General features: G+C 43.9%; 12 protein-coding genes. 10 read left to right on the top strand and 2 right to left on the bottom strand.

Going from position 1 to position 25,301, the window contains the following annotated elements; genetic code table 11:
• Positions 1-108: 108 nt before the first annotated feature.
• Positions 109-996, bottom strand: coding sequence for an AraC family transcriptional regulator (locus AC58QC_RS01485; RefSeq protein WP_497413440.1), 888 nt, complete (start codon positions 994-996; stop codon positions 109-111).
• Positions 997-1,153: 157 nt separating this feature from the next.
• On the opposite strand from AC58QC_RS01485, the gene AC58QC_RS01480 reads away from it, so the two are divergent.
• Positions 1,154-3,511: a glycoside hydrolase family 38 N-terminal domain-containing protein gene (locus tag AC58QC_RS01480; protein ID WP_497413439.1), complete on the top strand. Its 2,358-nt coding sequence runs from the start codon at positions 1,154-1,156 to the stop codon at positions 3,509-3,511.
• A 34-nt stretch (positions 3,512-3,545) separates the two neighbouring features.
• A complete protein-coding gene (locus tag AC58QC_RS01475) occupies positions 3,546-6,002 on the top strand; it encodes a glycoside hydrolase family 38 N-terminal domain-containing protein (RefSeq protein ID WP_497413438.1) in 2,457 nt (818 codons plus the stop codon).
• Between the two features lie 177 nt (positions 6,003-6,179).
• On the opposite strand, the gene AC58QC_RS01470 is transcribed toward AC58QC_RS01475, so the two are convergent.
• Positions 6,180-7,079 carry a helix-turn-helix domain-containing protein gene (locus AC58QC_RS01470; protein WP_497413437.1) on the bottom strand — a complete coding sequence of 300 codons (900 nt, stop codon included), beginning with the start codon at positions 7,077-7,079 and terminating at the stop codon, positions 6,180-6,182.
• A 163-nt stretch (positions 7,080-7,242) separates the two neighbouring features.
• Between AC58QC_RS01470 and AC58QC_RS01465 the strand changes: the two genes are divergently transcribed.
• From AC58QC_RS01465 to AC58QC_RS01430, 8 genes are all read left to right on the top strand, one after another.
• Positions 7,243-9,840, top strand: a complete 2,598-nt coding sequence (locus tag AC58QC_RS01465) for a glycoside hydrolase family 38 N-terminal domain-containing protein (RefSeq protein WP_497413436.1) — start codon at positions 7,243-7,245, stop codon at positions 9,838-9,840.
• Positions 9,841-10,122: 282 nt separating this feature from the next.
• Positions 10,123-12,414, top strand: coding sequence for a helix-turn-helix domain-containing protein (locus AC58QC_RS01460; protein ID WP_497413435.1), 2,292 nt, complete (start codon positions 10,123-10,125; stop codon positions 12,412-12,414).
• A gap of 168 nt (positions 12,415-12,582) precedes the next feature.
• Positions 12,583-13,542 (top strand): ABC transporter permease subunit, encoded by a 960-nt coding sequence (locus AC58QC_RS01455; protein WP_497413434.1) that lies wholly within the window; start codon positions 12,583-12,585, stop codon positions 13,540-13,542.
• Positions 13,543-13,557: 15 nt separating this feature from the next.
• Complete coding sequence (locus AC58QC_RS01450; RefSeq protein WP_497413433.1) at positions 13,558-14,451, top strand: carbohydrate ABC transporter permease; 894 nt, start codon at positions 13,558-13,560, stop codon at positions 14,449-14,451.
• A 58-nt stretch (positions 14,452-14,509) separates the two neighbouring features.
• Positions 14,510-16,042 (top strand): ABC transporter substrate-binding protein, encoded by a 1,533-nt coding sequence (locus AC58QC_RS01445; protein ID WP_497413432.1) that lies wholly within the window; start codon positions 14,510-14,512, stop codon positions 16,040-16,042.
• A gap of 186 nt (positions 16,043-16,228) precedes the next feature.
• Positions 16,229-23,002, top strand: coding sequence for an OmpL47-type beta-barrel domain-containing protein (locus tag AC58QC_RS01440; protein ID WP_497413431.1), 6,774 nt, complete (start codon positions 16,229-16,231; stop codon positions 23,000-23,002).
• 111 nt (positions 23,003-23,113) lie between these two features.
• Positions 23,114-23,425: a hypothetical protein gene (locus AC58QC_RS01435; protein ID WP_497413430.1), complete on the top strand. Its 312-nt coding sequence runs from the start codon at positions 23,114-23,116 to the stop codon at positions 23,423-23,425.
• Between the two features lie 289 nt (positions 23,426-23,714).
• Positions 23,715-25,295: a glycoside hydrolase family 43 protein gene (locus AC58QC_RS01430; protein ID WP_497413429.1), complete on the top strand. Its 1,581-nt coding sequence runs from the start codon at positions 23,715-23,717 to the stop codon at positions 25,293-25,295.
• Positions 25,296-25,301 lie beyond the last annotated feature (6 nt).

Here is a 25,301-nt window from a genome sequence, read left to right as displayed (position 1 = left end):
CACCCGATGAGGGTGCTTTTCTTTTTAGATGACGAATGAATCGCCTTCATATCAACAGTGACAGCTTCATGATGGTTTCGTTTCATCGTTTCATCAAGTAAACCTCCGTTAAAAGATTCGGAGCTCCGTTCGATACTGGGATGGATTTTTTCCAACTGTGCGGGTAAAGCTTTTCGAAAAACTGTGTACGCTTGCAAAACCGAAATGTTCAGCGATTTCAGTTATGGACATTTGGGTATTACGCAGCAACTCTTTGGCTTCATTCATTCTGCACCAATTCCAATACTCCTTGGGAGTAAATCCAGTTCCCGACTTGAATAGGGAGAAAAACTGACTTCGATTTAACCCCGTCACTATTTGCCAATCCATTAAATGTGCACCATCACGACCAAAGCGATCCTCCCTTAATAGTTTTATCACTTTGGCGATACGCGGATCTGTAAAATCTACTTCATTCCGAATTCCCTCTAATACTTCATCCAGGAAAATGAGAAAGTGTCCCTGGAATTTTAATACCTGCATATCATTACTGTGATTTATCACCTCAAAGATCGATTGGAGACGATTAAACCTCTCCGTCCATGTTTTCGTGATCGTGGGTTTTGTGCAGACCAGCAGCTCTAAATGAATCGGGGGGTGGAGCAACTCTGGCCGGAATTCGTCTCCAGGATCGCAGTAATAGTCCAAAATATTAGAAAGCTCGGTTTCTGGACGACGGGACCATTCGAAGTAAACAAATTTAAATGTTAACGGATGTTTAAAGTCAAGCAGCCAAGTGTGCTGTTTACCATGTTCGATATAAATCTGCATCCCAGGAACCAAGTCATAGGTTTTTTCTTCTATGATTAATTGACCCTTTCCACTCTCAATATAATACAGAGATGGAACATAGCAGATTCTTGGGCCATATACGTGCTTCTTCTGCTTTGATGTATCAAATATACCGGAATATCGGAGAAAGGGTGAAACTAGAGTTTCTTCCTCTGCTAACGCCATGTACGTACCCCTTTCATCGATCAATCCACTCCAATTGGTTATGAACTTATTGGACTTTCGGATAACAATCGGAATATAGATCGAATACCATTACGATGTATTATTTTATAATACGTATAGGATTTACAATGTCAAGAGAATAGGATGAGGGGTTCCAATGTCCAAAAAACCGTTTACTTTATTTATTATTCAGCACTCCCATATTGATATCGGGTACACAGAGCGCCAAGAAGTGATTACGGAATATCAGAAACAATTTATTAATCAAGCGGTCAACATGGCGCTATCACCTGCACAGCAAACGCGAGATGAGAATTCTCGGTTCAAATTTATGTGCGAAGGATTCTGGGCTGTAGAGCAGTACTTAAAAAAATACGGCGAGGATGGAAAAAAACGCTTGGTAGAAGCGCTTAAAAATGGTTCCTTGGAATTAAGCGCAACTTACTTACATATGAGTGAGCTTCTCGATGAAGGGCACCAGCATGATTTATTTAATCCAGCAATAGAGTTCGCGCGACAAGAAGGCGTACCTCTGCATAGTGCTATGTCATGCGATGTAACTGGCTTTTCTTGGGGAATGGCGGATGCCCTATATGACGCTGGTATTAAGTATTTATCCACGCACATTAACAGTCATCACGCCAGTATCCCTTTCGGCAAACCAAATGTTCCGTTCTATTGGGAATCGCCTAAAGGAAACAGCGTCCTGGTATGGAGCGGATTAACCTACCATAAAGCGAATTTGCTTGGTCTTATTCCCGGATATAACTTAATAGGCGATCCCATGATTTCAGGATTCGAGTACGATGGGGGGCCTGGACGTTATGAAGACGTGCAGGATATCTCCTATGCGGAGCAAGTCCTTTTCAAGCTTGTCGATGGGCTCCAGAAGTCAGGCTATGAATATAACTTCTTACCAGTAAATGCAGGCGCTTTATACACCGACAATAATCCCCCAACCGATGATTACTGTGAATTAATCAAGCAATGGAACGATAAACATGGGGACGAAATTTTAGTTCGTACGGCAAACTTAACGGAATTCTTCCAATATCTCCAACAGGAAGTGACCGAAATACCGGTCTATCGAGGAGATTGGAACGATTGGTGGACAGACGGGACGATCTCTACGGCTCTCGAAACGACCCTTTTTCGTAACGGTCAGCGCATGAAGCGAATAGCTGAAAGACTGGACCCGGATGGAAAATATGTTTCGGCAGAGGAATGGAAACCTGTAACCGATGCGTTGATTCTATATGCCGAGCACACTTGGGGGCACTCTGCTTCTTTGGCAAAGGCAAGCGACTTCCGAGTCCAGCAGCTGCTTGCACGCAAAATCAAGTACGCCACCCTAGCAGATGAGCTAGCATGTTCCGCATTGGACGAAGTGCTTTATGGGAGAGGACAGAGCGAATTTACCGCACGCAGATCGTTTACCTATAAAGTCATCAACCCGTCTTTGCAGAAGAAAAGCTCGGTTGCCTATTTGTCATTGGATTATTGGGAAGATCCTATTTTTAATCACCAGCTGCTTGTTGTAGACGCTGAGGGACGCGAGTATGAATTCGATCGTGTGAGAAACTCGCTTCGCGGGCAGGAACTGGCTGTTATTCTGGAATTAGGGCCATTAGAAGAAAAAAAATTATCGATTATTCAGAACACGATGGAGAAGCCTGCTGATACTTCGACTAAGCAAACGAAAGCTTCAGACCGATTCGAAAATACGCATATGCTAGTGGAATGGTGTGAGAAGAAAGGCATTCATCGAATCCTCCATAAGCCAACCGGAAAATCTTTATTAAGCGAAGGGGCCGAAGGCTTAGCTTCCCCGGTATACCAGATTTTCGAAGGCGCGAATCGCGCAGAGCCCGCGGGCTTCGGCTATTCGGCGCGCAAGATTCCGAACGATCAGATTTTCCGAGGTGAGTTGAAGGCGGTAACGAACACGTCCAATACGCTTCACTATGAAATTTGGGAATTTGAGTACCAAGTCAGAGGTGCGCATTCGTATGTAGCGGAATTTAAGTTTTACCGCGAACTCTCACGATTCGATGTCTCCATCAAATTGAATAAAGAGAATATTCTTGACCCGGACGGGATGTATGTCGCGTTTCCGTTCCACACGGAGGAAGGCGTATGGCATCTCGATAAGGCGGGGGCTGTCGTCCGCCCTGGAATGGATCGACTGCCGGGAACGTGTATCGATTATTTCACAGTTCAAGCTGGTGCAGTCTTGGCAGGGAAAGAAGTCGGAGTCGCTTTGAGTACCTTGGATGCGCCGATGGTTCACATCGGAAAGCTTCGTTTATGGGATTATGCGGACCACATCGATCCTACTGGTACACTCTATTCATGGTTAACCAACAATAAATGGGAAACGAATTTTAAAGCTTCATGCGGAGGTATGTATGAATTCCGGTACACGGTCGCTATCGATTCGGGTTACTGCGAACCGGCAACGGCTATTCTAGCCTGTCAGGAAAATCAGTTTGACTTCATAGCCATCCGTACTTAAATAGTATTATCCAGCTTCATAGGGAGGACTTTTTGTGCAAACAAGAAAAAAATGGAAAATATATGCGATACATCATTCTCATACAGACATTGGTTATACGGAACGACAAGAGAAAATTGAACAATTTCATGTGGATTATATAAAGCAAGCAGTTGCGATTTCGAATGCTGCTCATAGTGGGCTTCAAAACGATTGGACTGGTTACAAATGGACCTGCGAAACGTTCTGGGCGGTAGAGCGCTTTCTAGAGCAATCGACAGAAGAAGAACGGGAGCAATTTGTTACCGTTTTACGTAGAGGCGATATCGAACTGTCGGGTACTTATCTGAACTTGGGCGAACTTGCGGATTACGAATTGTTAAGAAAAATGCTGTTAAAAGCGGGGGATTATGCCCGTGAAATCAAGCTCGACTCACCGGTCAAATCAGCCATGACAGCTGACATTACTGGATACAGCTGGGGGTACTCGCAAGCGATGGCGGATGCCGGCATCGAAAACCTGCTATCTTGCGTACATACGCATCACAGCATGTTCCCGATTGGTCGGAAGCAGTTTCCATTCTATTGGGAGACGCCTAATGGAGATCAGATCCTCGTATGGAACGGCGAGCATTATATGTTCGGCAATGATTTAGGGTTAAATCCGGATGCTGTTCTGTCCTACACCATTAATGAAGATGAGCACTTCGTATGGGGGATTTCGGACAATCATTGGAAATTAGCGGAGGATCGTATTACCCGGTATATCAACCAGCTGGAGAAGGAGCAATATCCATACGATTTCCTATTGGTCAACGTCATGGGACTCTTAAACGACAATGCGTCACCTAATCCAAAAATTATTACCTTTATTAAAGAGTGGAACGAGAAATACGGCGATCAAGTTGAAATAGAAATGACGACGTTAAACCAGTATTTCGATCTTGTACGCGCTCAGTCATTCGACATTCCGGTATACCGCGGCGATTGGCCAGACTATTGGAGTGATGGAGCAAGTTCTACACCCATGCATACACAAATTTTCCGCGATGCTCAACGAATGCTGGGTGTTGTTCGTAAGTTGGAGCCTAATGTGGACATGCTGCAAGGTGAGCGGATCCGTGAAGCAGAGCATCAGTTGATGATGTTCGCCGAGCATACATGGGGCTATCATTCTTCCATTAAAGAACCGTGGCACATGATGGTACAGCAGCTTGGTGTTCGAAAAGAAGCCTATGCGGCCAACGCCAGTCGATCCGTTTACACGGCCCTGGATGAGGTGTTGAAGCAGCAAGGTGAGGTCATGCTTCGTCATGATCGAAAGTTATCTTATCGAGTAGTTAATCCATACGACTATCCAATCGAAGATATAGCTCACTTCTACCTCGACAGCTATTCAGAGCTGGATCGGTTTAAGGAAGGATTAGAAGTTGTAGAAGAGAGTACCGGGCGCGTAATTCCACATCAACTAGAAAGAGTGAGCAGAGGTAACCAAATCGAGATCGTGGCGAAATTGGAAGCCAAGGAAACAAAGTCATATTTTATACGTCATGCCCAGGAAGCAAAGCTGAAGACAACAAGAAGTACCTACCTAATTGGTCAGGATCGCGTTTATGATGTAAAGGACCTGATTAATTTGGATGAGATATCATCAAAGCCACAGATCCTATTCGCAGAGCACTATGTGGAGACCTCCTTTGTTCGGATTGCATGGGCAGAAAGTGATGGCATCATTTCTTGGTACGACAAAAGTAACGGCAAGGAATGGATCGCTTCCAACAGACTTGCAGGTGCATTCACACCCATTTACGAAAAGACGCCAGTAAGCGAAATCAGTCAAATGGTCAAAGTTAGAAGCACCATGGGCAGAAACCGAAAAGGGCTTGATGTTCAAAGATCCATTGGAAAGCTTGCAGGCGTTAAAAAGATTACCGAAGGTGACGTTTATGGCATTGTTGAGTTGACGTTTACGGTTGAAGGGATGAGCTACTATTCGGTTTTCTTGAAGGTTTATAAGGAGATTGCCCGAGTGGACGTCTCTGTTCGGATTCATAAGGATAGTGTTTGGGAGCCCGAAAATGTGTTTATTTCCCTGCCATTTGCACAGGAAGGAAGCGAGCTATGGCTAGATAAGCCAGGAGTCCCAATTCGTCCAGGCAAGGATCAACTTCCAGGGACTTTAATCGATTATTACTGTATTCAGGAAGGATTCACCTTATTGTCCCCTGGGGGCAGTTTGGTTGTGGCAACGCCGGATACGCCATTGTTACAAACCGGATCAATTATGCATCAGCCACGAATTCTCAATGGACAACAGGATGAGGAAATCAAGGAACCGCTCTATTCATGGCCTCTTTCAAACTATTGGGAGACGAATTTTAAAGCGACCTTAGGTGGCTTTTATGAATTCCGGTATTTCATTCAGCTTGGTGAGAATTGGGAAACGCCTGAACGACCTATCCAGATTTGCCATGCCATAAACACAGGAACTGTTGCGTATCGTACGACATAAAGATTGGAATTTCTGAACGTTTGAAGAAGGGTTACGACTGCTCTGCAGGCGTGATCCTTCTGTTGTTTAATTTACTGCTTCTGTTTGACGGTTGTTTTTTCAGCTGGCACGGGCAAGATTATGAAGCCTCGGGAGTTATGGCAGAAAATTATAAAATATGACAACGAGCTCTGACACTTACTTCTTGTTGAATTTATCTATAAATCTTCTTGGTGTTATTTCCATAATCTCGGAAAAGACTCTCGTAAAATAATGAACGTTTTCAAAACCTGTTTCCTCCGAGATTTGTTTAATCGATTTTTTCGTCGAAGTAAGCAGGAGGGTAGCTTGTCTTACACGTTCCTTTCGAACATAATCCGTAAAAGATTGTCCTAGCTCTTCTTTAAATACACGTGAAAAATGGCGTCCTGATAGGTGCAAAAAATTGGCTACTTCGACTAATGATAAGCTTGGGTTTGCAAGGTTATCGCGTATATACAATTTGGATTGGGAAATGACCATTCTAGCTCCAAGCTTCTCTCTCTTTCGTTTCTTTGCATCTTGTTGTTCGATGTTGTCAGTGAAAATGTGAGTAAAAGAGGTTAACAATGCGCAGGAAAGTGCTAGTACACTCTCTTGAAAAAGCGGGCCTTCTTGAAAGGATTGCTGCAGCAGCGCTTCCCAAATGCGGATGGCAGGTAGGTTAGAGCCATCAGGAATGAAGAAGTTGTTTGTTTTGCTCAGTCGACTGAACATCTCCACTGCCGCGGAGGATGACTCATTGGCTACGATTTCAAATGCGACAAAAATAAAGAAAAATGAGCTGGCAGTATGAATGTTGTGTTTTGTATAAGGCCTAGTTAAGAACATACTGTTTTTTTGTAGCGTATAGTCGGCGCCAGATTCCGTATAAGTCGCATTGCCATCAAGTACATAACAGATTTCAAAGAACGAATGTTGATGGATGGGTGGATGGACATGATCGCGAATCCCTCCCCAGTAATGGACGCGAAAAACGGCATCTTTACTTTGCAATGTATGCGCCATCAAATTTAAATTGACTGTTCCATCGACGTAAATAGACTGAGGTAAAGTCATCTTTCTCAAACCATCCTAACTGAATTAATGTCCTTAAAGTATAAAAAAGTAGTCAGCATATTGCAAATACATTTGGTGTTCCGAATCTTATGATTATTGATATGAAAGCGATGTCTTTCGAATTGGCATGTGAGAACATGACAAGTCATTGGAGGAGAAGGAAATGTCAAAAATCAAAGAAATTCTCGTATATCACCACAGTCATTTGGATATTGGCTATACCCATACACAGCCTATGCTTATGGAGCTACAAAACACATATATCGATCAGGTTCTTGATCTTTGTGAGCAAACCCAGCACGATGCAGAAGAAAACAGATTCTACTGGACTTGCGAAGCTACCTTGCCAGTGATGAGATGGTTGGAAACAACTAGCAGCAGCCAAGTGGAACGATTCAGCAAGTTCCTAAACAATGGTCAAATTTGTATCTCGGCTTTAAGCATGCACACAAGTCCGTTATGTAACGCGGAGCAATTGGCGCGATTGCTTTATCCAGTTAAAGAGCTGCGAGACAAATTTCATGTACCGATCCGTACTGCGATTAATCATGATATTAACGGTCAGCCTTGGACGATTGCACAGGCCATGCTGGATGCGGGAGTCGAACTGTATACAACAGGAATTAACATCCATTTAGGCGGTCTTCCTTTAGAGAGACCAAGAGCATTCAAGTGGGTTGCGCCTGACGGTCGAGAATTGCTTACATTTAATGGCGAGCATTATTCACTGTTTACGCAATGGTGCCAATTGGAAGAGGAAAGCACCGAGCTCATGAAAAAGGGACTTGATCGTTATATGTCTCGGATTGAACGTGATGGTTATCCTTATGATTTCATCTATTTATCGGCAACGAATGTACCGCATTACGATAATACGCCTCCGGACCAAACATTGCTCGCCATGATTCGCAAATGGAATGCGGAAGGACACGAGCAGCGAATGAGAATGGTGACGCCTGAAATGCTGCTGCAAAGGTTAAAAGAGCAGCCGGCAGAAACGATTCAAACTTATCGGGGTGATTGGACGGATTTCTGGAATTTTGGAGCCGCAAGTTCCGCCGTAGAAACTAGATTAAATCGTCGAAGTAAAGTTAGTTTGAAGAATGCTGAGTTCCTTTCGGCTGTCCAACATAACAACTTCTCAGGCAATCGTCACCTCTTTCAAGAGGCATGGGATCAAGCGCAACTGTATGATGAGCATACCTGGGGAGCCAACATTTCCACTACGCATCCTGACGAAATGTTTACGAAAATTCAATGGATGCACAAGGCGCATTTTGCTTATAAGGCAAATAGTCTGTCAGGTTACGTGCTAAATCAGCAGTTGGAAGAGCTTGCAGGCAATCCGCTCCAGTCTGGACCGCCTCAGGGAGTCATGTTAGTGAATCCGACACACGTCGAGCAGGTATGCGACCTGCATATTCCAGATTATTATCTACACGGAGACAGACATACTTCTGCCGCAAGATTCTCTTATATCCAGAATAATTACGATATCGATTGGAAGACACCTTCGTATGGTTTGATTAAGATGCCTCCATTTAGCTATAAGGTGCTTCCGCTGCCCGCACCAATTACTGTGGAAGAGACTGCAAGCAATATCGACATAACGGATAACTCAATTGATACGCCTTATTATCGCATTACGTTTGACAAAGAAATCGGCAGAATCCACGAGTTGATAGACAAATCAACCGGCTGGCAAATGATCGATCAAAGCAGCGAATGGACATTGTTCCAATTCGTTCATGAGTCTCCTGATCCTTTAAGAAATAAGCTGGATCGGACAACCATTCACGACCGCGTGCTGGATGATTGCAATAACAATATTAGCTGTTGGAATAATGAATGGGAAGCGGTGCGAAGAGGAGCCGATAAATTAATTTCTTTCCAAGTTGAAAGGCATTCCTCCGGCGTTACCTTAACAATGGAGTGGACAGCTCCTGGAGTTAAGCGTTTAGAGCAAAGGATGACTTTCTTTGCCAACCGTCCGGATATTGAATTGTCCGCTGCCATTGATAAGCTTGATATCCGTGAGCCTGAATCCATCTATTTTGCGTTCCCTCTTCAATTAAAGGAGAACTGGAAATCGGTATTTGACAGTGCGGGCACCTTCGCAGCCTTAGACGAAGATCAGCTTCCAACGGTTTGTAAAGAGTGGGTAACCGTTGATCAAACCGTTTCCATATATGATGACAAGCATGGCATCACATTGGCTTGTCCGGATGCGCCATTAGTGCAGATTGGTGATTTCCATTTTGGTAAAGAACAGAAATCGATCCAGCGGAATGAGAATCCAATTCTATTAGCATGGCCGCTCAACAATTACTGGGATACTAACTTTAGAGCGAGTCAGCCTGGTCTCATCGAAGTGAGATACGTGTTATCGACATTTCATAAATTTGAAGCTGAAGAAGTGATGAAAAAAGGGGTAGAAGCGTCCCAACCGGTGCAAATTTTCCCGGTCATGCATGGCTCCGCTGAAAAAGAAGGTCAACTTTTGGAAGTAACGGGCAACGGCGTTGTACCAACGTATATCAAACCGGCAATGGATGATGACGGATTCATTATTCGTTTGAGAAACTTGAAAGACGTTCCATCCGAAGCTAAAGTGAAAATTCCAGGATTTGAGATTGCTCGGTCATTTAAGACTAATATTTTGGAAGAAAATGAACAAGAGCTTGCAATTACTAACGGTGAGCTGAATGTAACGATCGGTGCAAGACAGTGGTTCCACATTCGTGTTATTAGGACTTTTTGAGTGGTGATCCTACAGCCGCGGTCAATAAAAATGAGTGGAAAAGCAACATCATAGTGAACGCAGAGGGAACTGATAGCTATTATCGGTTCCCTTGCGTTTTGTGTGTACATGAAGTCCAACGCGGCTTGGTATGATAAGGATGTCGCTGACGATCTTGATGCTGACCGTGTTTGTGAGAATTTTATAGCCATGTGCATGCCATGATTGTATAATGAAACTCGACAATTCTGCTCTGCATGATGGCGGGCTAGTACATGATGGGTTAAGGGGAGAATGCATGACATGTTTAAATGGAGTATCAGTCGGACGTTCGTTAACATCGTAGTATTGCTTTCACTGCTGCTCCTAGTCGTGCTTGGGGGGTTCTCAATTACTGCATTCAAAAGTTTTGAGGGCATCGTTAAGCAGCGGACCTATGAAGAGAATAGCAAGGAGCTGCGCATTATCAGTAATACGATCAAGCGAATGAATGAGGATGTGAGGGCGTTTACGTTCCGCCAGCTAGACGATCCTGCTCTTGCCGTATTATTTGAGAAGAAGCAACTCGATTATTTCGAAATGTTCAGGTACATGGAGTTAATCAGTAAATCGTTTGAAATCAATCCTATCTTTCACTCGGATACGCTCTACAGCGGAACAACAGGAAATTACTATTCGACGCTTGGTTCCATGGTACAGAAGGATACTTTCTTTGTGAACGCGGTTCAAAATTACAGGAACACGGCAGTCTTGACACCGATACCCAGAGTGCTTCCCCTAGAGGCTTATAATACTAGTGCAACAGTGTTTACGTATTTTTATTTTCAAACTGACAGTGACAACAAATTATCCAAAGCGCTCGGCGTCAATATTGACGCAGCTTGGTTATGCGACACCTTAAGTAAGCTTAAGGGTCAGAATAATAAAGCTTATATAATTGATAAAACGAGCCGTACACTCATTGACGATTCCAAGCAAATTCGCAATCTGGATGTACTCAACACCGAACTGGTTCACAAAATTATGGAGACGAATCAAGAAGCCGGCAGCTTTGAGACCGGAGCGAAAAAAGATCAAAAAATCATTACTTATCTCTGGATGCCCGAAACCAACTGGGTGCTTGTGGTGGAAGAATCCAATGAGTTTCTATACCAATCGCTGCAATTCGTGCGTAAAGTCGTGCTGCAGATTACGCTGGGCATAGCGCTTTTTGCCCTCGCCGCTGCAGGCTTCATCGCTTATCGCATCTACCTCCCCTTCGGCCGAGTGTTTCGCGAAGTCATTGGGCCTAGGGGCAAAGATGAGAATAAGGGGCCGCTCATTGACGAGGTCAAGCTTCTTTCGGATGTGTTTCAAAAAAATAAAGGCTTGCTGAATGACTATAACAGCTATAAACAGTCAGCGGACACGATTTTGCTGGAAAACTATATTAAAGCGGTGTTGATGGAGAATAACTCCATTGCTAATCAGCTGACCGGCGAATTTTCTTCTGTGTTCGGCAATATGCTCGATCGCGAAATGATGCTGATTCTGCTGAAGATTGATCGGCGGGAGCAGTTCGAGACCATGGACGCCGACCGCAAAAAGGCTTATCGGTTTATTATGATGAATGTAGCCGAGGAGGTTCTTGATTGTGGCCAAACGGCAAAGGCCATCTATATCGGGGAAGGGCAGTTTATTTTGCTTGTCTTCCTTCCAGATGGAAGGCCCGACATCTCCTGGGATGAGAAAATTAGATTGCTGCAAAACACAGTGAAAGGGTATACAGGCATTACTCTCTCCGCCTTCCTAGGCGGTTATGTACAAGGTGTCGAAGCGCTCATTCATTCGTACCGTACGGCATCACTTTTGCTGAAATATAGTGTGATCTACAGTCGTGAAGCGATTCTGGATCCTGCTGTGTTGGATCTTCATGAGCAAATGACGGTTACCTATGACGAGAAGCTGGAAGAACGAATTTTGGAGTCGATTCGCGCAGGAGATGGTGATGAAGCCAAATCGCTGTTCGATCAGTTCATTGAAGTGTCGTCCAAAGGAGACATCGAAAGTTTCATGCTTTCTATTACACGCTTTTCCTTGGCGCTGGGCAAGGCGTTCGATATACTGAATAAAACAAGAATTGAGAAAATTCAAATCTCCATGAAAGATTTTTATATGCGGATGGCTGCCTTTGAATCCATTGATGATCTCAAGAGCAAATTTTATGCGGATATTATGAAAATTGCGGATCAGAAGCCGCTTGTGGAAACGCGTCACGATGCTTTGGTTGAATCGATTAAACGCTACGTTCAAGTTCATTTTACAGAAGATCTGAGCTTGAAAGGTATCGCGGTAGAATTCAAGCTTTCCCAAGGCTATCTGGGTACCATCTTTAAAGAATCGGTTGGTTGGTCTGTCATGGACTTTATTCATAATGTTCGACTGGACAAGTCAGCCGAGTTGCTGCTTGCGACGGAGCTCAGCATCACCGAGATTATGGAGAGAACCGGCTTCAACAATGAAAGCAGCTTCTATAAACTGTTTAAACGCAGGTTCGGCACCACGCCTAAAGCCTATCGCGTAGACATAGAAATCATGAACAAACTGGAGAAATGACACTCAAAAGGTGTTGTTTTTCTTTTTTTTGTGGGAATAGACAGTTTTCTTGAAATCGTACAGTCGTTAAAACAAGAATATGGAATTGAACAGTAGTAGGATTGAGCGCATGACGAGATAATCAATTTGCAGAACTACAGCATAGAAGACGAGGAGGAGGTGTAACAAATGAAAACGACCGCAATATCCAAAACGGTGCCGAACGTGAAGAAGGTGTCTCGCAAGAGTGCCCTGCGAAAAAATGTAGACTTTACGTTGTTGGCGCTTCCGGCATTGGTACTTCTTCTTGTATTTAATTTTATACCGATGCCTGGCGCTGTACTTGCCTTTAAAAACTACAATTTTGTCGACGGTATTTTTGGCAGCCCCTGGATCGGACTTAAAAACTTTACGTTTATTTTTTCAACGTCCGATGCCGTGTTAGCACTCAAAAACACGCTTGTCTACAACGCCGTTTTTATTATTACGGGAATTGGCGGAAGTGTCCTGCTGGCGATTCTGTTAAATGAAGTAGTGAGCAGGAAAATATTGAAAGTGTATCAAACCGCCATATTTTTGCCGTATTTTCTTTCTTGGACGATTGTTACTTATATTGTGGTTGCCCTGCTGGATAACAGTAAAGGACTAGTGAACATCATTTTGCATGAGTTGGGATTTTCTGGAGTTGAATGGTATTTTGAACCGCAATACTGGTTCTGGATTCATGTTATTTTACACTTCTGGAAAACGATGGGCTATGCTGTGTTGCTGAATTACGCTTACATCTTATCTATAGATCCCGCGTATTATGAAGCGGCTTCCATCGACGGAGCGAGTAGGTTTCAGATGGCGTTGAAAATTACAGTTCCAGCTTTGCGGCCCATTATTCTGATCAATTTTCTCGGTGCGTTGGGTCGAATTTTCAATGCGGATTTCGGGCAATTCTTCCTGGTACCTTTGGAATCACCGTCGCTGCTGAGTGTCTCGTCAGTTCTGGATACCTATGTATACAGCGCGTTGCGCGGGGCGGCAGATTTAGGAATGGGCGCTGCAGCAGGTTTATTTCAATCGATCGCCGGATTCGTACTCGTATTGGGTGCCAACTTTTTCATCCGGTACAGATATGGCCGGGACAGGGCCATGTTCTAGAAAGGGGAAAAGAGAATGGAAACAGCAGTAAAAAAGCGTGGACTACGCCTAAACAACTGGATTACACACATCGTATTTACACTTCTGGCGTTAAGTTGCATCATACCAATGCTGCTGGTGGTGGTGATCTCCGTCAGCGATGCGAAAAGTATCGTGGAACGTGGGTACAGTCTGTTCCCAAGCATCTGGAGTTCAGCCGCGTTTCGATTTATTTTCCAATCGCCTAAGCTTATTCTTACCTCCTATGGCACGACGTTGTTCGTCACGGTTGTCGGAACTGTTGTAGGATTGCTGTTAACGGCGATGATCGCTTATTCACTTTCCCGTAAGGAGTATAAGCTTGCTGGCGTAATCGGCTTTCTGGTATTCTTCTCGATGCTGTTCAATGCGGGATTGATTCCAAGTTATATTGTTTATACTAAATATTATTTTCTTAAGGACACCTACTGGATTCTCATTCTTCCGGGTCTCATCTCCGCATGGAATATCATCCTGCTGCGCACATTTTTCTTCGATTTGCCGCAGGAAGTGCTGGAGTCGGCGAGTATCGACGGATGCAGTGAAATGCGCATTTTCTGGCAAATCGTTCTCCCGATGTCCAAGCCGGCGCTCGCAACAATTGGCCTGATGATGACGCTTGGTTACTGGAACGAGTGGACCCGTTCGATGATCTACATTGATACAGAGAGCAAATTTATGCTGCAGTTCTTGCTGTATAAAATTTTGCAAAATGCCGAAATCATGATGAAAGACGCACAAAATGGGTTAACCCTCGGGTCTCAAGAATTCCCTTCCGACAGCGCGAAAATGGCGATGGCCGTCATTGCAGCAGGTCCGATGATGTTCGTATTCCCTTTCTTTCAAAAATATTTTGTCAGAGGCATTACAGCTGGAGCAGTCAAAGGGTAATTGTAACCATTTGACTTCGAAAGCCGATATCATAAAAAAATCAGGGGAGTTGTTCAGGATGAGAATGTTGAAAACACTGACGATAATGACAGTAGTAATGGTAGCGGCAACTAGTTTGGCGGGTTGTGCAAAAGATAGTAAGAGTGAGGCGACGACTACACCGTCTTCGTCTACTAAAGTCGCAGCGACGCCGACTACAGCAGCGCTAGAGCCGGTTAAGCTCAAGTGGGTGCTTCGCATTCCAGCACAAAAAGAGAGCGAAACGGTATTGGCCGAGATTAATAAGATTTTGAAAGACAAGATTAATGCTACGCTCGAGATTCAGTTTATTGAGGCTGCAGCTTATGCGGAGAAAACAAAGCTGATGATCGCCGCAGGAGAGAATTTCGATATCATGTTTACATCCCCAGGCTACGCGTTTTATGAGAACGTTGCCAAAGGCGCCTTCCTTCCGATGGACGAATTGCTGACGAAATATGCGCCAAAAGCAAATGCTCAAGTTCCAGCCTACTTCTGGAACGCGATGAAAGTTAACAATAAAGTGTACGGTTTCCCTAACTACCAAATCGCAGCTCGTCAGTCCGTCGTTACTTTCAGGAAAGATATTGTCGATAAATATGCCATCGACGTCAACGCAATTAAGAAAATGGAAGATCTGGAACCTACTTTAGCCAAATTGAAGGCCAGCGAAGGCGCAGACAAATTTATTTTTCAGCCCCTTGGTCTTGGTCTCACCGGTATTGATGCCATGAATTATTTGAAAATGGAAACGTTAGGCACAGAGGGATCGCCAGGAGCGATTGAAGCCTCAGGCTCCGATTTAAAAGTCGTCAATCAATACGAACAACCGTCGTTCGTAAACTTCGTGAAATTGATGAAAACTTGGGCGGACAAAGGCTATATCAATAAAGATTTGGCTTTGGTGAAAGACGCAACTGAACTTAACAAAAGCGGCAAAATTCTTCTTGGTGGGTTGACGACTTACAAACCTGGCGTAGAAGCCGAAATGAAAGCTCGCAATGGTTACGACCCTGCGTTTGCGACTTTGACAGAGCCATTCGTTACCACAAGTTCTGTAACGGGCACCATGCAGGCGATCAGCCGCACCTCCAAAAATCCAGAGCGTGCTATGATGTTCTTAGAGCTTATGAATACCGATAAGCAACTTTACAACATGGTCACCTATGGACTTGAAGGTAAGCAATACAAGAAAACGGGAGATAATTCAATCGAATTGATTCCGGATTCCGGATATGCCACGAATGTTCCGTGGATGCTTGGGAACACGTTGAACGCTTATCTGTTGCCAGGTGTTGCTGCGGATATCCCACAGAAGACAGATCAATTAAACAAGAGCGCGAAAGCTTCGAAAATCATTGGTTTCTCATTCGATGCAGAGCCAGTTAAAGCGGAGATTGCACAGGCTAAAACCGTTACAGATAAGTATATTCTTAGCTTGTCTTACGGCATGACAGATGTAGACACTATGCTGGCTACGATGAATAAAGAGTTGAAAGCGGCAGGTATGGATAAAATCATCGCTGAGAAGCAGAAGCAGTTAGACGCTTGGGCAGCAGCAAATAAGAAGTAAGCGAGCAGTTTAAATAATAATAAATTAAGCGGCCTTTGTCCTGGGTTCCATGGGCAGAGGCCGTTTAAATGACGGGAATCGTTTCTATGAAAATTCGCCCAAATAAATGCTTACAAACATCATTTCGACTGGAATCTTGTAACCGTTTGCATAATTTGACTTATTCCTATGAAGGAGATTGAAATTATGAAAAGACTGCTTTCGAGCATTATGGCGATTATATTGGCAGTATATGTAAGTATCCCACTTGCTTTCGCAACAAATGAGGCTTCCGTTGTTACCACAAATTCGGTTTCAGGAACTTCAATTTATGTTTCTCCAAGTGGAAATGACAGTAATCCTGGAACATTTGACCTGCCACTTAAAACCGTTACTGCTGCCCGCAACAAGGTCAGAACCATGAATGACAACATGAGCAGTGACATTACTGTTTACTTGCGAGCTGGGACATACTACCAAGACCAGACCTTAACATTTACGAAAGAAGATTCTGCGACAAATGGATTCACAATCAGTTATACGCCTTTTAATAACGAGTCTGTTACCATCAGCGGCGGACGTGAACTGACTGGTTGGACGCTTTTTGATGCTGGAAAGGGCATCTATAAAGCAACGTTTGGCAGCCCTGTTGATACTCGTGAGCTTTATGTTAATGGCAATGTGGCTACGCGCGCCCGTAGTGTTGGAGGTCTTCAAGGAGGCGCTTCAGATAAAGCAAAAGGTGCTTATACCACTGATATGAGCATGCTTACTTGGAAGAATCAAAGCAGTATAGAGCTTGTCTTCTTTGCTTTGTGGACATCACCCCGTACGATCGTGGATCACATTTCGGTTGACCCCAATAATGCATCAAGACTATTACTAACCATGTCTCAACCAAACTGGAATAACGCCACCAATAAAGGCGCTTCCTCCGCAAGCGGCGCTCCGAAGTGGATTGAAAATGCTTATGAACTCCTTGATTCTCCTGGTGAATGGTACTTAGACAAAACAGGAGCGATCGGCGGAGATGCCTATTCCTTCTATTACAAGCCACTTAATGGCGAAGATATATCCACCGCGAAAGTAGTTGTTCCTGTTCTTGAAACCCTCATGAAGATTGAGAGTGACAATATTGATCAACCAGTTAGAGATATTAAATTCGAAGGTATAACATTTAGTGATGCCACATGGTTAAGACCCAATACATTCGGTATCGCAGATGCGCAGAATAACTACACACGTGAAGACGGTGACAGAGCAACGGGAGGAAATATTTATCTCAACGCAACTCAGCACATCGTTTTCGACTCCTGTGAATTTAAGCAATTCGGAAATGCAGCTGTTTACATGCATCAAGGAAACAAAGACAATTTAATTGTCGGCAGCCATTTTTATAATATTGGCGCACAAGCCATTCAAATCGGTGATGTTAACTTAAAAGACCCTAAAAACTTCTATCTACCGCACACCGCATGGGCTGGAAACCCTGCATATCCGTCTTATACATCGGCAGCGTGGGACTTTAGATATGTTCAGTCCAATAACGATATTATCAACAACACCATTCATGATATTGGACTTCAATACTTTTCTGCTGCAGCAATTGGCGCTGCTACAATCACGGAAACCGATGTTTCTCATAACGAAATCTTTAATATCCCCTATGCAGGTTTGCACATGGGATACGGTTGGGGAATGTGGTCAAACTTAACTGGTTCCCCAATGGGCAACAACAGATATCAGTACAACTACATTCATGACTGCATGGAAGTATTAATCGATGCAGGCGCGATCTATACCCTTGGCAGTCAGTCTCAGGACAGCGGTGCTGGTGGTTGGGCTAAACCGACAATCATAAGCGACAACTATATATTGGACCAAAAGAAAGAGTATGGTTCGCTTTATTTCGATGAAGGCTCCAACTACTATGATGTGTATAATAACGTAGTGCAAAATACACCGAGATTTCTACTTGTTAAAAATGTACAAAATAAAATCCATAACAACTACTCAAACCAAACGATTATCTCAAACAACCCTGATATAAACGAACCTGGCTTAGCGTATGTACAGGATAACACCTATGTAACAGGCTCTAATTATCCACCAGAGGCACTTGAGATTATGAAAAATGCCGGCGTGCAGGAAAACTACAGACACAGTCGTTTTGATTGCCCGCTTGTCCATGGTGAGCTACGTGTATCGGATTCTGCAGATAAAGACTATCCTTTGGCCATTAAAACTTCTAAGCTAGCTGATGTAAAAAACGACGACTACGTTCAACTCTATATCGAGGGCAGCGGTCTGGCTGGCAAGCAGATTTCGGTAAAATGGAACGCTCAAGTCATTTCTGGAACGGCTGACTCTCAAGGCAAGGTATATTTAGGTTTGCCCAAACAGGTTCAGGAGACACCAGAACTGTTAACGGATGATGGACTTACTGTATACAGTAACCTTCCGAAAAAGCTTGATAAATCAGTTATTGGAAAGCTGACCTATTCGATAGGCTGGGAAAAGGTTATTAGTGGTGTCAAGCATCCTCTGATTTCTACGCCATGGTCCTATTATGTACTATATGACGCGTATAAAATGGATTTGAATAAGTATGAATTTGGACAGGTAACACAAAGTTCAAACAATCCGGACAACGCGACAATAACTATCGATGCTTCAAAAGCAAAAATCGAGGTCGTTGACGATGGAACCGGAACCGGTGAAAAGGCACTTAAACTGAGCAAAACCGCTGCCGCATCTGTTAACACAGGCTTTAAGGTACCTGTTTCAACGAATCCTAGTGATCTGATTGAGGTCAGCGCAGATGTAAAACAGCCAAATTCAGAAATCTTAGCATATACTTTAAATCCAATCAGTGGCGCGAATCAAATGGCTCAAGCTTTTCATAATTTAGGACAGATTGCCTATTATCCAGTTGGCTCGGGTACACTATCCAATGTATTGCCGTATCCAGTAAACGAATGGCACAATCTCAAGATCATTATGAATACGCAAAAACAGACATACGATATCTATGTGAATGGGTTAATGTATGCCGAGGGTCTCGCTTTTTCAACAGCTGTCAATATGAATACTTTAACAGATATTAGCATTGGGCAAGCTAGATTTGCTACTACTCCTACTACTGCTACAAGTTTTTACATTAAGAATATCGTTGTAAGAACATCCGCTCCAGCACGAGCTAACAAGGCGCAGCTTCAAGCAAAAATTACAACGGCGCAGTCACTCGTTTCGACCGATTATACGGCTGGAACTTGGGCAAATGTAACGAGTGCTCTTGCAAATGCACAGAATGTGAATAGCAATCCAAACGCAACACAGATCGAAGTCGATTCTGCTACTGCAACGCTTACTAACGCAATAAACGGACTCGTCATAGCATCGACTGTTGTTGATAAAACCGAACTTGAAACTGCGATTACAACTGCAGTTTCATTTCAGAAGACAAACTGGAAGGGTAATTATGTGCTCGCATCTTGGGATGCCTTCACAAATGCCCTAACCAGTGCAAAGAATGTTGATAAAAATGCAAGTGCAAGACAGTCGGATGTAAATAGCGCTTTGGCAAACCTACAAAGCGCACAGTCAAGTCTTGTATTAACAGCTACTCCATATACCGGGTTTGAACTTAATTTGAAGAAATATCAGCTTGGAGCGGTAACATCAACCCCAAACACAAACAATCCAGACGGTGCGACCATTTCTTCCACTACAAGCGACAAAATTTCGATTGTTGAAGAAACTACTGGTGGACTACGCAATATTAAGTTTACAAAAGCTTCGGCAGGTACTTCTACAGGCACAAGTATTGATTTCCCGATGGATATCTCAGGTAATAAAATCGAGGTTAGCTTTAATGCTAAGGCATCTGCCAATTCGTCGTTTGTTGCCTATAATACAATTCTTAGTGGAACGTACCAATTAGCTCAGACTAATTTTAATAATACGTCAAAATTTGCATACTTTAAGCCTGGCGCTGGCACTCAAACGGATACAACAAAAACCTATGCCGCCAACACTTGGTATAACATTAGGATGATTATTGATACTGTCAACAAAAAATTCGATTCTTATGTTGATGGTCAACAGATAATCAGCAATGCAGATTATCCAACTAGTGGATTTACTGGAAATAATATTACCAAGGTATCTTTGCTGCTAAATAGATTTTCAACAGCTACAAAAGATTACTACGTTAAAGATCTAAAAGTAAAAACTTCTTCAGTTCAGTATGCCGATAAGGTCGTTTTCCAACAGTCGCTTGATACTGCTTTGGCGACACACTCTCAGGCGGATTACACCCCTGAAACATGGGCGCCGTTCAATCAGGCTTTAATTGATGCAACCAGCCTGACAAGCCTTACTAATATTCCGCAAGCAGATGCGGGTCTCGCTTTACAAAAACTCGACATTGCAACAAGCGAACTCGTGCGTATCACAAATATGCAAACACTTGATGGTCTGATTACAGATTCGGCGAACTACAGTTCAAGCAGCTATACCCCAGCAAGCTGGGCGCCATTCCAAAGTGCAATCGATAATGTAAATGCTGTAAGAAGCAACTATGTACAGGCTGATGCAGTAGCTGCGGTTCAAACGTATAACACCGCAAAGGCAGGACTTGTGCTTTTGGCAAACAAAACGGCTCTACAAACCGCAATTTCAGTTTTAGGGACATTGATTCCTTCTGACTACACGACGGCTAGCTGGACAGCTTATCAAAATGCTGTAACGAATGGACAAAGTGTCAATGCTAACAGTAACGCATTGCAATCCGAAGTAGATGCTGCGACAGCAGCAATAAATACTGCGAAGGCAGGTCTTCTACGTTTAGCTAACAAGACTGCACTGCTTGCGGCGATTTCAGATGCATCAACTTTAACAGCTAGCAACTACACCACCTCCAGTTGGGCCATGTATCAGACTGCTATATCCAACGGGATGGTTGTTGCTAATAACCCGTCTGCAACACAAGCTGAAGCTGATGCCAAAGTAACAGCAATCAATAACACGAAAGTGGCACTTGTACCAGCTTCTGACAAGACTGCGCTAATAACTGCACTTAATGCGATTCCTGTGCTCACACAAAGTGACTACACCCCTGCAAGCTGGGAGGCATTTGCAACAGCCAAAGCGTATGCAACTACTGTCAAGAACGATGGAGATGCCAAACCTGCTGTAATCACTTTCAAAGTTTCGGAACTAAATAGAACCAAAAACGCACTTTTGCTTGTTGCTAATAGGACTTCCCTACAAGTATCAATTAGCAGTGGAGAAGCACTCTTAAATAATCGATACACCCATGTTACACTTTTACCGTTCCAGAAAGCTCTGGCGGATGCAAAGTATGTTAACAGAAACTTAGATGCAGTACAGCAAAAAGTAGATAATGCTAAAGTGTCTCTTGATAACTCAATTCTATCTCTTGTGGATATTACTGCTTTAAGTGCTGCGATTGATTCGACGAAATCACTCATACAAACCGACTACACAGCAACAAGTTGGGCGGCTTTCCAAACAGCGCTTGATAATGCAAATGCCGTTCTTAATGACGCAATTGCTACTCAGGCTGATGTAGATAGTAAGATGTCCGATCTTACTGCTGCACAATATGCACTTGTACAACAGGACAGGACACCACCTGTGACGACGGACAATGCTCCAACAGATTGGGTAAATTATGACGTATCTGTATCGCTGACGGCAACCGATGCGGACTCCGGTGTAGCAAACACATTCTATACACTAGATGGTGCAACTGCACAAAGTGGCAATGTCGTGTCCATTCAAGGCGACGGATCGCATGTTCTCACTTATTGGAGTGTGGATAAGAAAGGGAATATCGAAAAACAACATACAGTGACGATCAACATTGATAAGACTGCACCTATTACCTCTGGAGCTGTCACAGGAACGGCCGGAGCAGGCGACTGGTATACATCGGACGTAACGGTTTCGCTCCAAGCAATGGATGCTGCTTCCGGTGTCGCCTCGACCGAATATGCAATAACCGTTGTGCAGAGCGTATACGGCATGCAATCGACAAACGGCTTCGTCCCATACGCTTCACCGATTGTGCTTAGCGACGGGATTTATCAAATTCAATATCGCTCGACGGATCAAGCAGGGAATGTGGAAGCAGTAAAATCTATTACCGTCAAGTCCGATAAGGAGGTGCCGGTTACATCTGGAGCTGTCACAGGAACGGCCGGAACTGGCGACTGGTATACATCGGACGTAACGGTTTCGCTCTCTGATGTTACAGGCAGCGCTTCGACCGAATATGCGATAACCGGCGCTCAATCGACAAACGGCTTCGTTCTGTATACTTTGCCTTTTGTACTTGGCGAAGGGATTTATGAAGTGCAATATCGTTCGACGGATCAAGCAGGGAATGTAGAGGCAGTTAAATCTTTAACCATCAAGTCCGATAAAACGGCACCGACGTTCACGGTATCGGCGAACGGTAGTCCACTGACGGAAGCAGCCACATTCAACGATAGTCAATCGGTTAAGTTTGATTTGCAAAGCGCGGACAACCTATCCGGTGTTGCTTCTGAGTCCGTAACGGTGGATGGAAAGCCTTATACGCCAGGAACAGTTTTGATTTGGGCCGGTCAGCTCGGTGACCATCTCATTCAAGTTACCGTAAAGGATCAAGCAGGCAACTCGAGAACATGGAAGTCGAGCGTAACCGTGACGACAAACGTCAATTCCATGCAGACCTTATTGACGGCATTCACTGATAACGGCAGTGTGAACGGACCGATGCAGACTCAGCTTTCCAGCAGCTTGACGCAAGCTCAGGACCAGCTGGCAAAAGGACATAAAGATCAAGCGGTTAAACATATGCAGGATGTTCTTAAGCATATGGACCTAGCACCGCAAGGGTCAATATCCAACAATGCAAAGCAAGTTTTCACGACAGATGCGATTACAGTAATTGCTTCTTGGAAGAAATAAATAGGAAAAGTCCATAAAAACAAGTAAGACAAGATTTAATAGAAAGCCACAAGGCGACTCATCATCGTGTTGTGGCTTTTGAAATAACATTACTTTATCTAAATATGTTAGATGGGTCAGAATCAATTATCGATTTCTTCAGAACAACTTACGATGAATGTACCGGCTGATCTCCTCAAGCAACTGGCTGATAAGTCTGCGGATCCGAAGGATAGTAAAATTGTTGTCAAAGTAGAACCATTGAATGATATTGAGTCTCAAGATTTGTTTGCGAAAGGCAAGATTTCCAAGCAAGAGCAAGTGAAGACTGGCGGTCAAGTGTTTGATTTAAAATTGTTGCTTGTCTCGCAGACGGGGCTGAAAGAAATTAACCGAATTCAACAAACCGATTACAATTCGTTTAAAAGTAAGTCCTACAGCTAAACCGAATTTAAGCGGCATTTACTACATTGGCGATAACAGCAAACTTGAATTTATTGGCGGAAAATATGGCACTTATCCTGACTATTTCTTGGACAAACTGGAGAAATGACACGCAAACGGTGTTGTTTCTCTTTTTTTTGTGAATATAGACACTTTTCTTTAAATCGTACAGTCATTACAACAAGAAAATGGAATTGAATAGTGGTGAAATTGGGGGCTAGACGAGATAATTAGTTTGCAGAGTTGCAGCAAAGAAAACGAGGAGAAGGTATATTCGGAGGCCAGCGCTATGAGAAATATACAAAATCCAATTCTAAGGGGCTTTAATCCAGACCCTTCCATTGTGAGGGTAGGCAGCGATTATTATATTGCAACCTCCACATTCGAGTGGTTTCCAGGTGTACAAATCCATCATTCAAAAGATCTGGTCCATTGGAAGTTGATCGCGCATCCATTAAATCGGATTTCACAGCTCGATATGAAAGGAACTCAGAGTTCGGGCGGGGTGTGGGCGCCGTGTCTGAGCTATAACAATGGGATTTTCTATCTCATTTATACGAATGTGAGAACCGATAATGGCGCTTACAAAGATACGCATAATTATCTTGTAACGACGGACGATATAACCGGTGAATGGTCAGAGCCCGTGTATTTGAATAGTACGGGCTTTGATCCTTCCCTTTTTCATGATGAGGATGGTCGTAAGTGGCTGGTGAATATGGTGTTCGATCATCGGAGAGGAAGGAACCGTTTTGGCGGTATCCTTCTGCAAGAATATTCAGTGGAAGAGCAATGTCTCTTCGGTCCTGTTCATAACATTTTCAAAGGTACTTCACTAGGGTTTACGGAAGGAGCGCATTTGTTCAAACGGAACGGCTACTATTATCTGCTTACAGCGGAAGGCGGCACGGGCTTGAATCATGCCGTAACGATGGCTCGTTCTCGCGAATTAACCGGACCGTATGAGGTTGATCCGCAAAATCCGATCCTAACTTCACGATTTGACCCTAGGCTGGAGCTGCAAAAGGCCGGTCACGGTGATCTCGTGGAAACTCCTGATGGTGAATGGTATATGGTGCATTTATGCGGAAGACCAATTCCGAATAGCGGCAGATGCACGTTGGGCAGGGAGACGTCGATTCAGAAAATGGTTTGGACGGAAGATCACTGGCTGAGGTTAGAAGCCGGAGGGAACGAACCACAGGTGCTTGTACCTGCGCCTGATCTGCCTGAGCATGTGTGGGAATCCGAACCGAGCAGAGACGATTTTGATCATGAGGCCCTAAACCTTCACTTTCAAACCTTACGGATCCCGCTTGGAGAGGAAACCTTGTCATTGAAGGAGCGCCCCGGCTATTTACGATTGAAGGGCAAGGAATCTATAAGCTCGAAGCATCATCAGGCTCTGGTGGCGCGGCGTCAGCAGTCTTTTGCCTATACAGCTTCCGTATGTCTGGAATTCGATCCGGAATCCTATCGACAGGCTGCTGGACTGATTTGCCTGTATGATATTCAGAATTATTTCTACTTGTACGTTTCCCGCGACGAGGAGCAAGGCAAATGCCTGGGCATTCTGCATAGCGATAACAACCAGCTCGTCTATCCGCTTCTGCAAGATATTAGCATAGAAGGGTGTAACCGCTGCTATCTGCGAGTTCTCGTGGAATACAATAAACTGCAGTTTTATTATTCGAAGGATGATAAAGAATGGTTCGCAATTGGCCCTGTCATGGATGCCAGCAAGTTGTCGGACGAATATTGCAATGAAGGACGTTATACCGGCGCTTTTGTAGGGATGTGCTGCCAGGATCTCTCGGGTAAAAATGGTTACGCGGATTTCGATTATTTCGAATATGTAGAAAATCAGTAGAAGAGA

The sequence above is a fragment of the Paenibacillus sp. J22P51 genome (assembly GCF_059692215.1).
The sequence above is the reverse complement of the archived record's forward strand: the minus strand, read 5'-3'. Positions and strand labels throughout refer to the sequence as shown.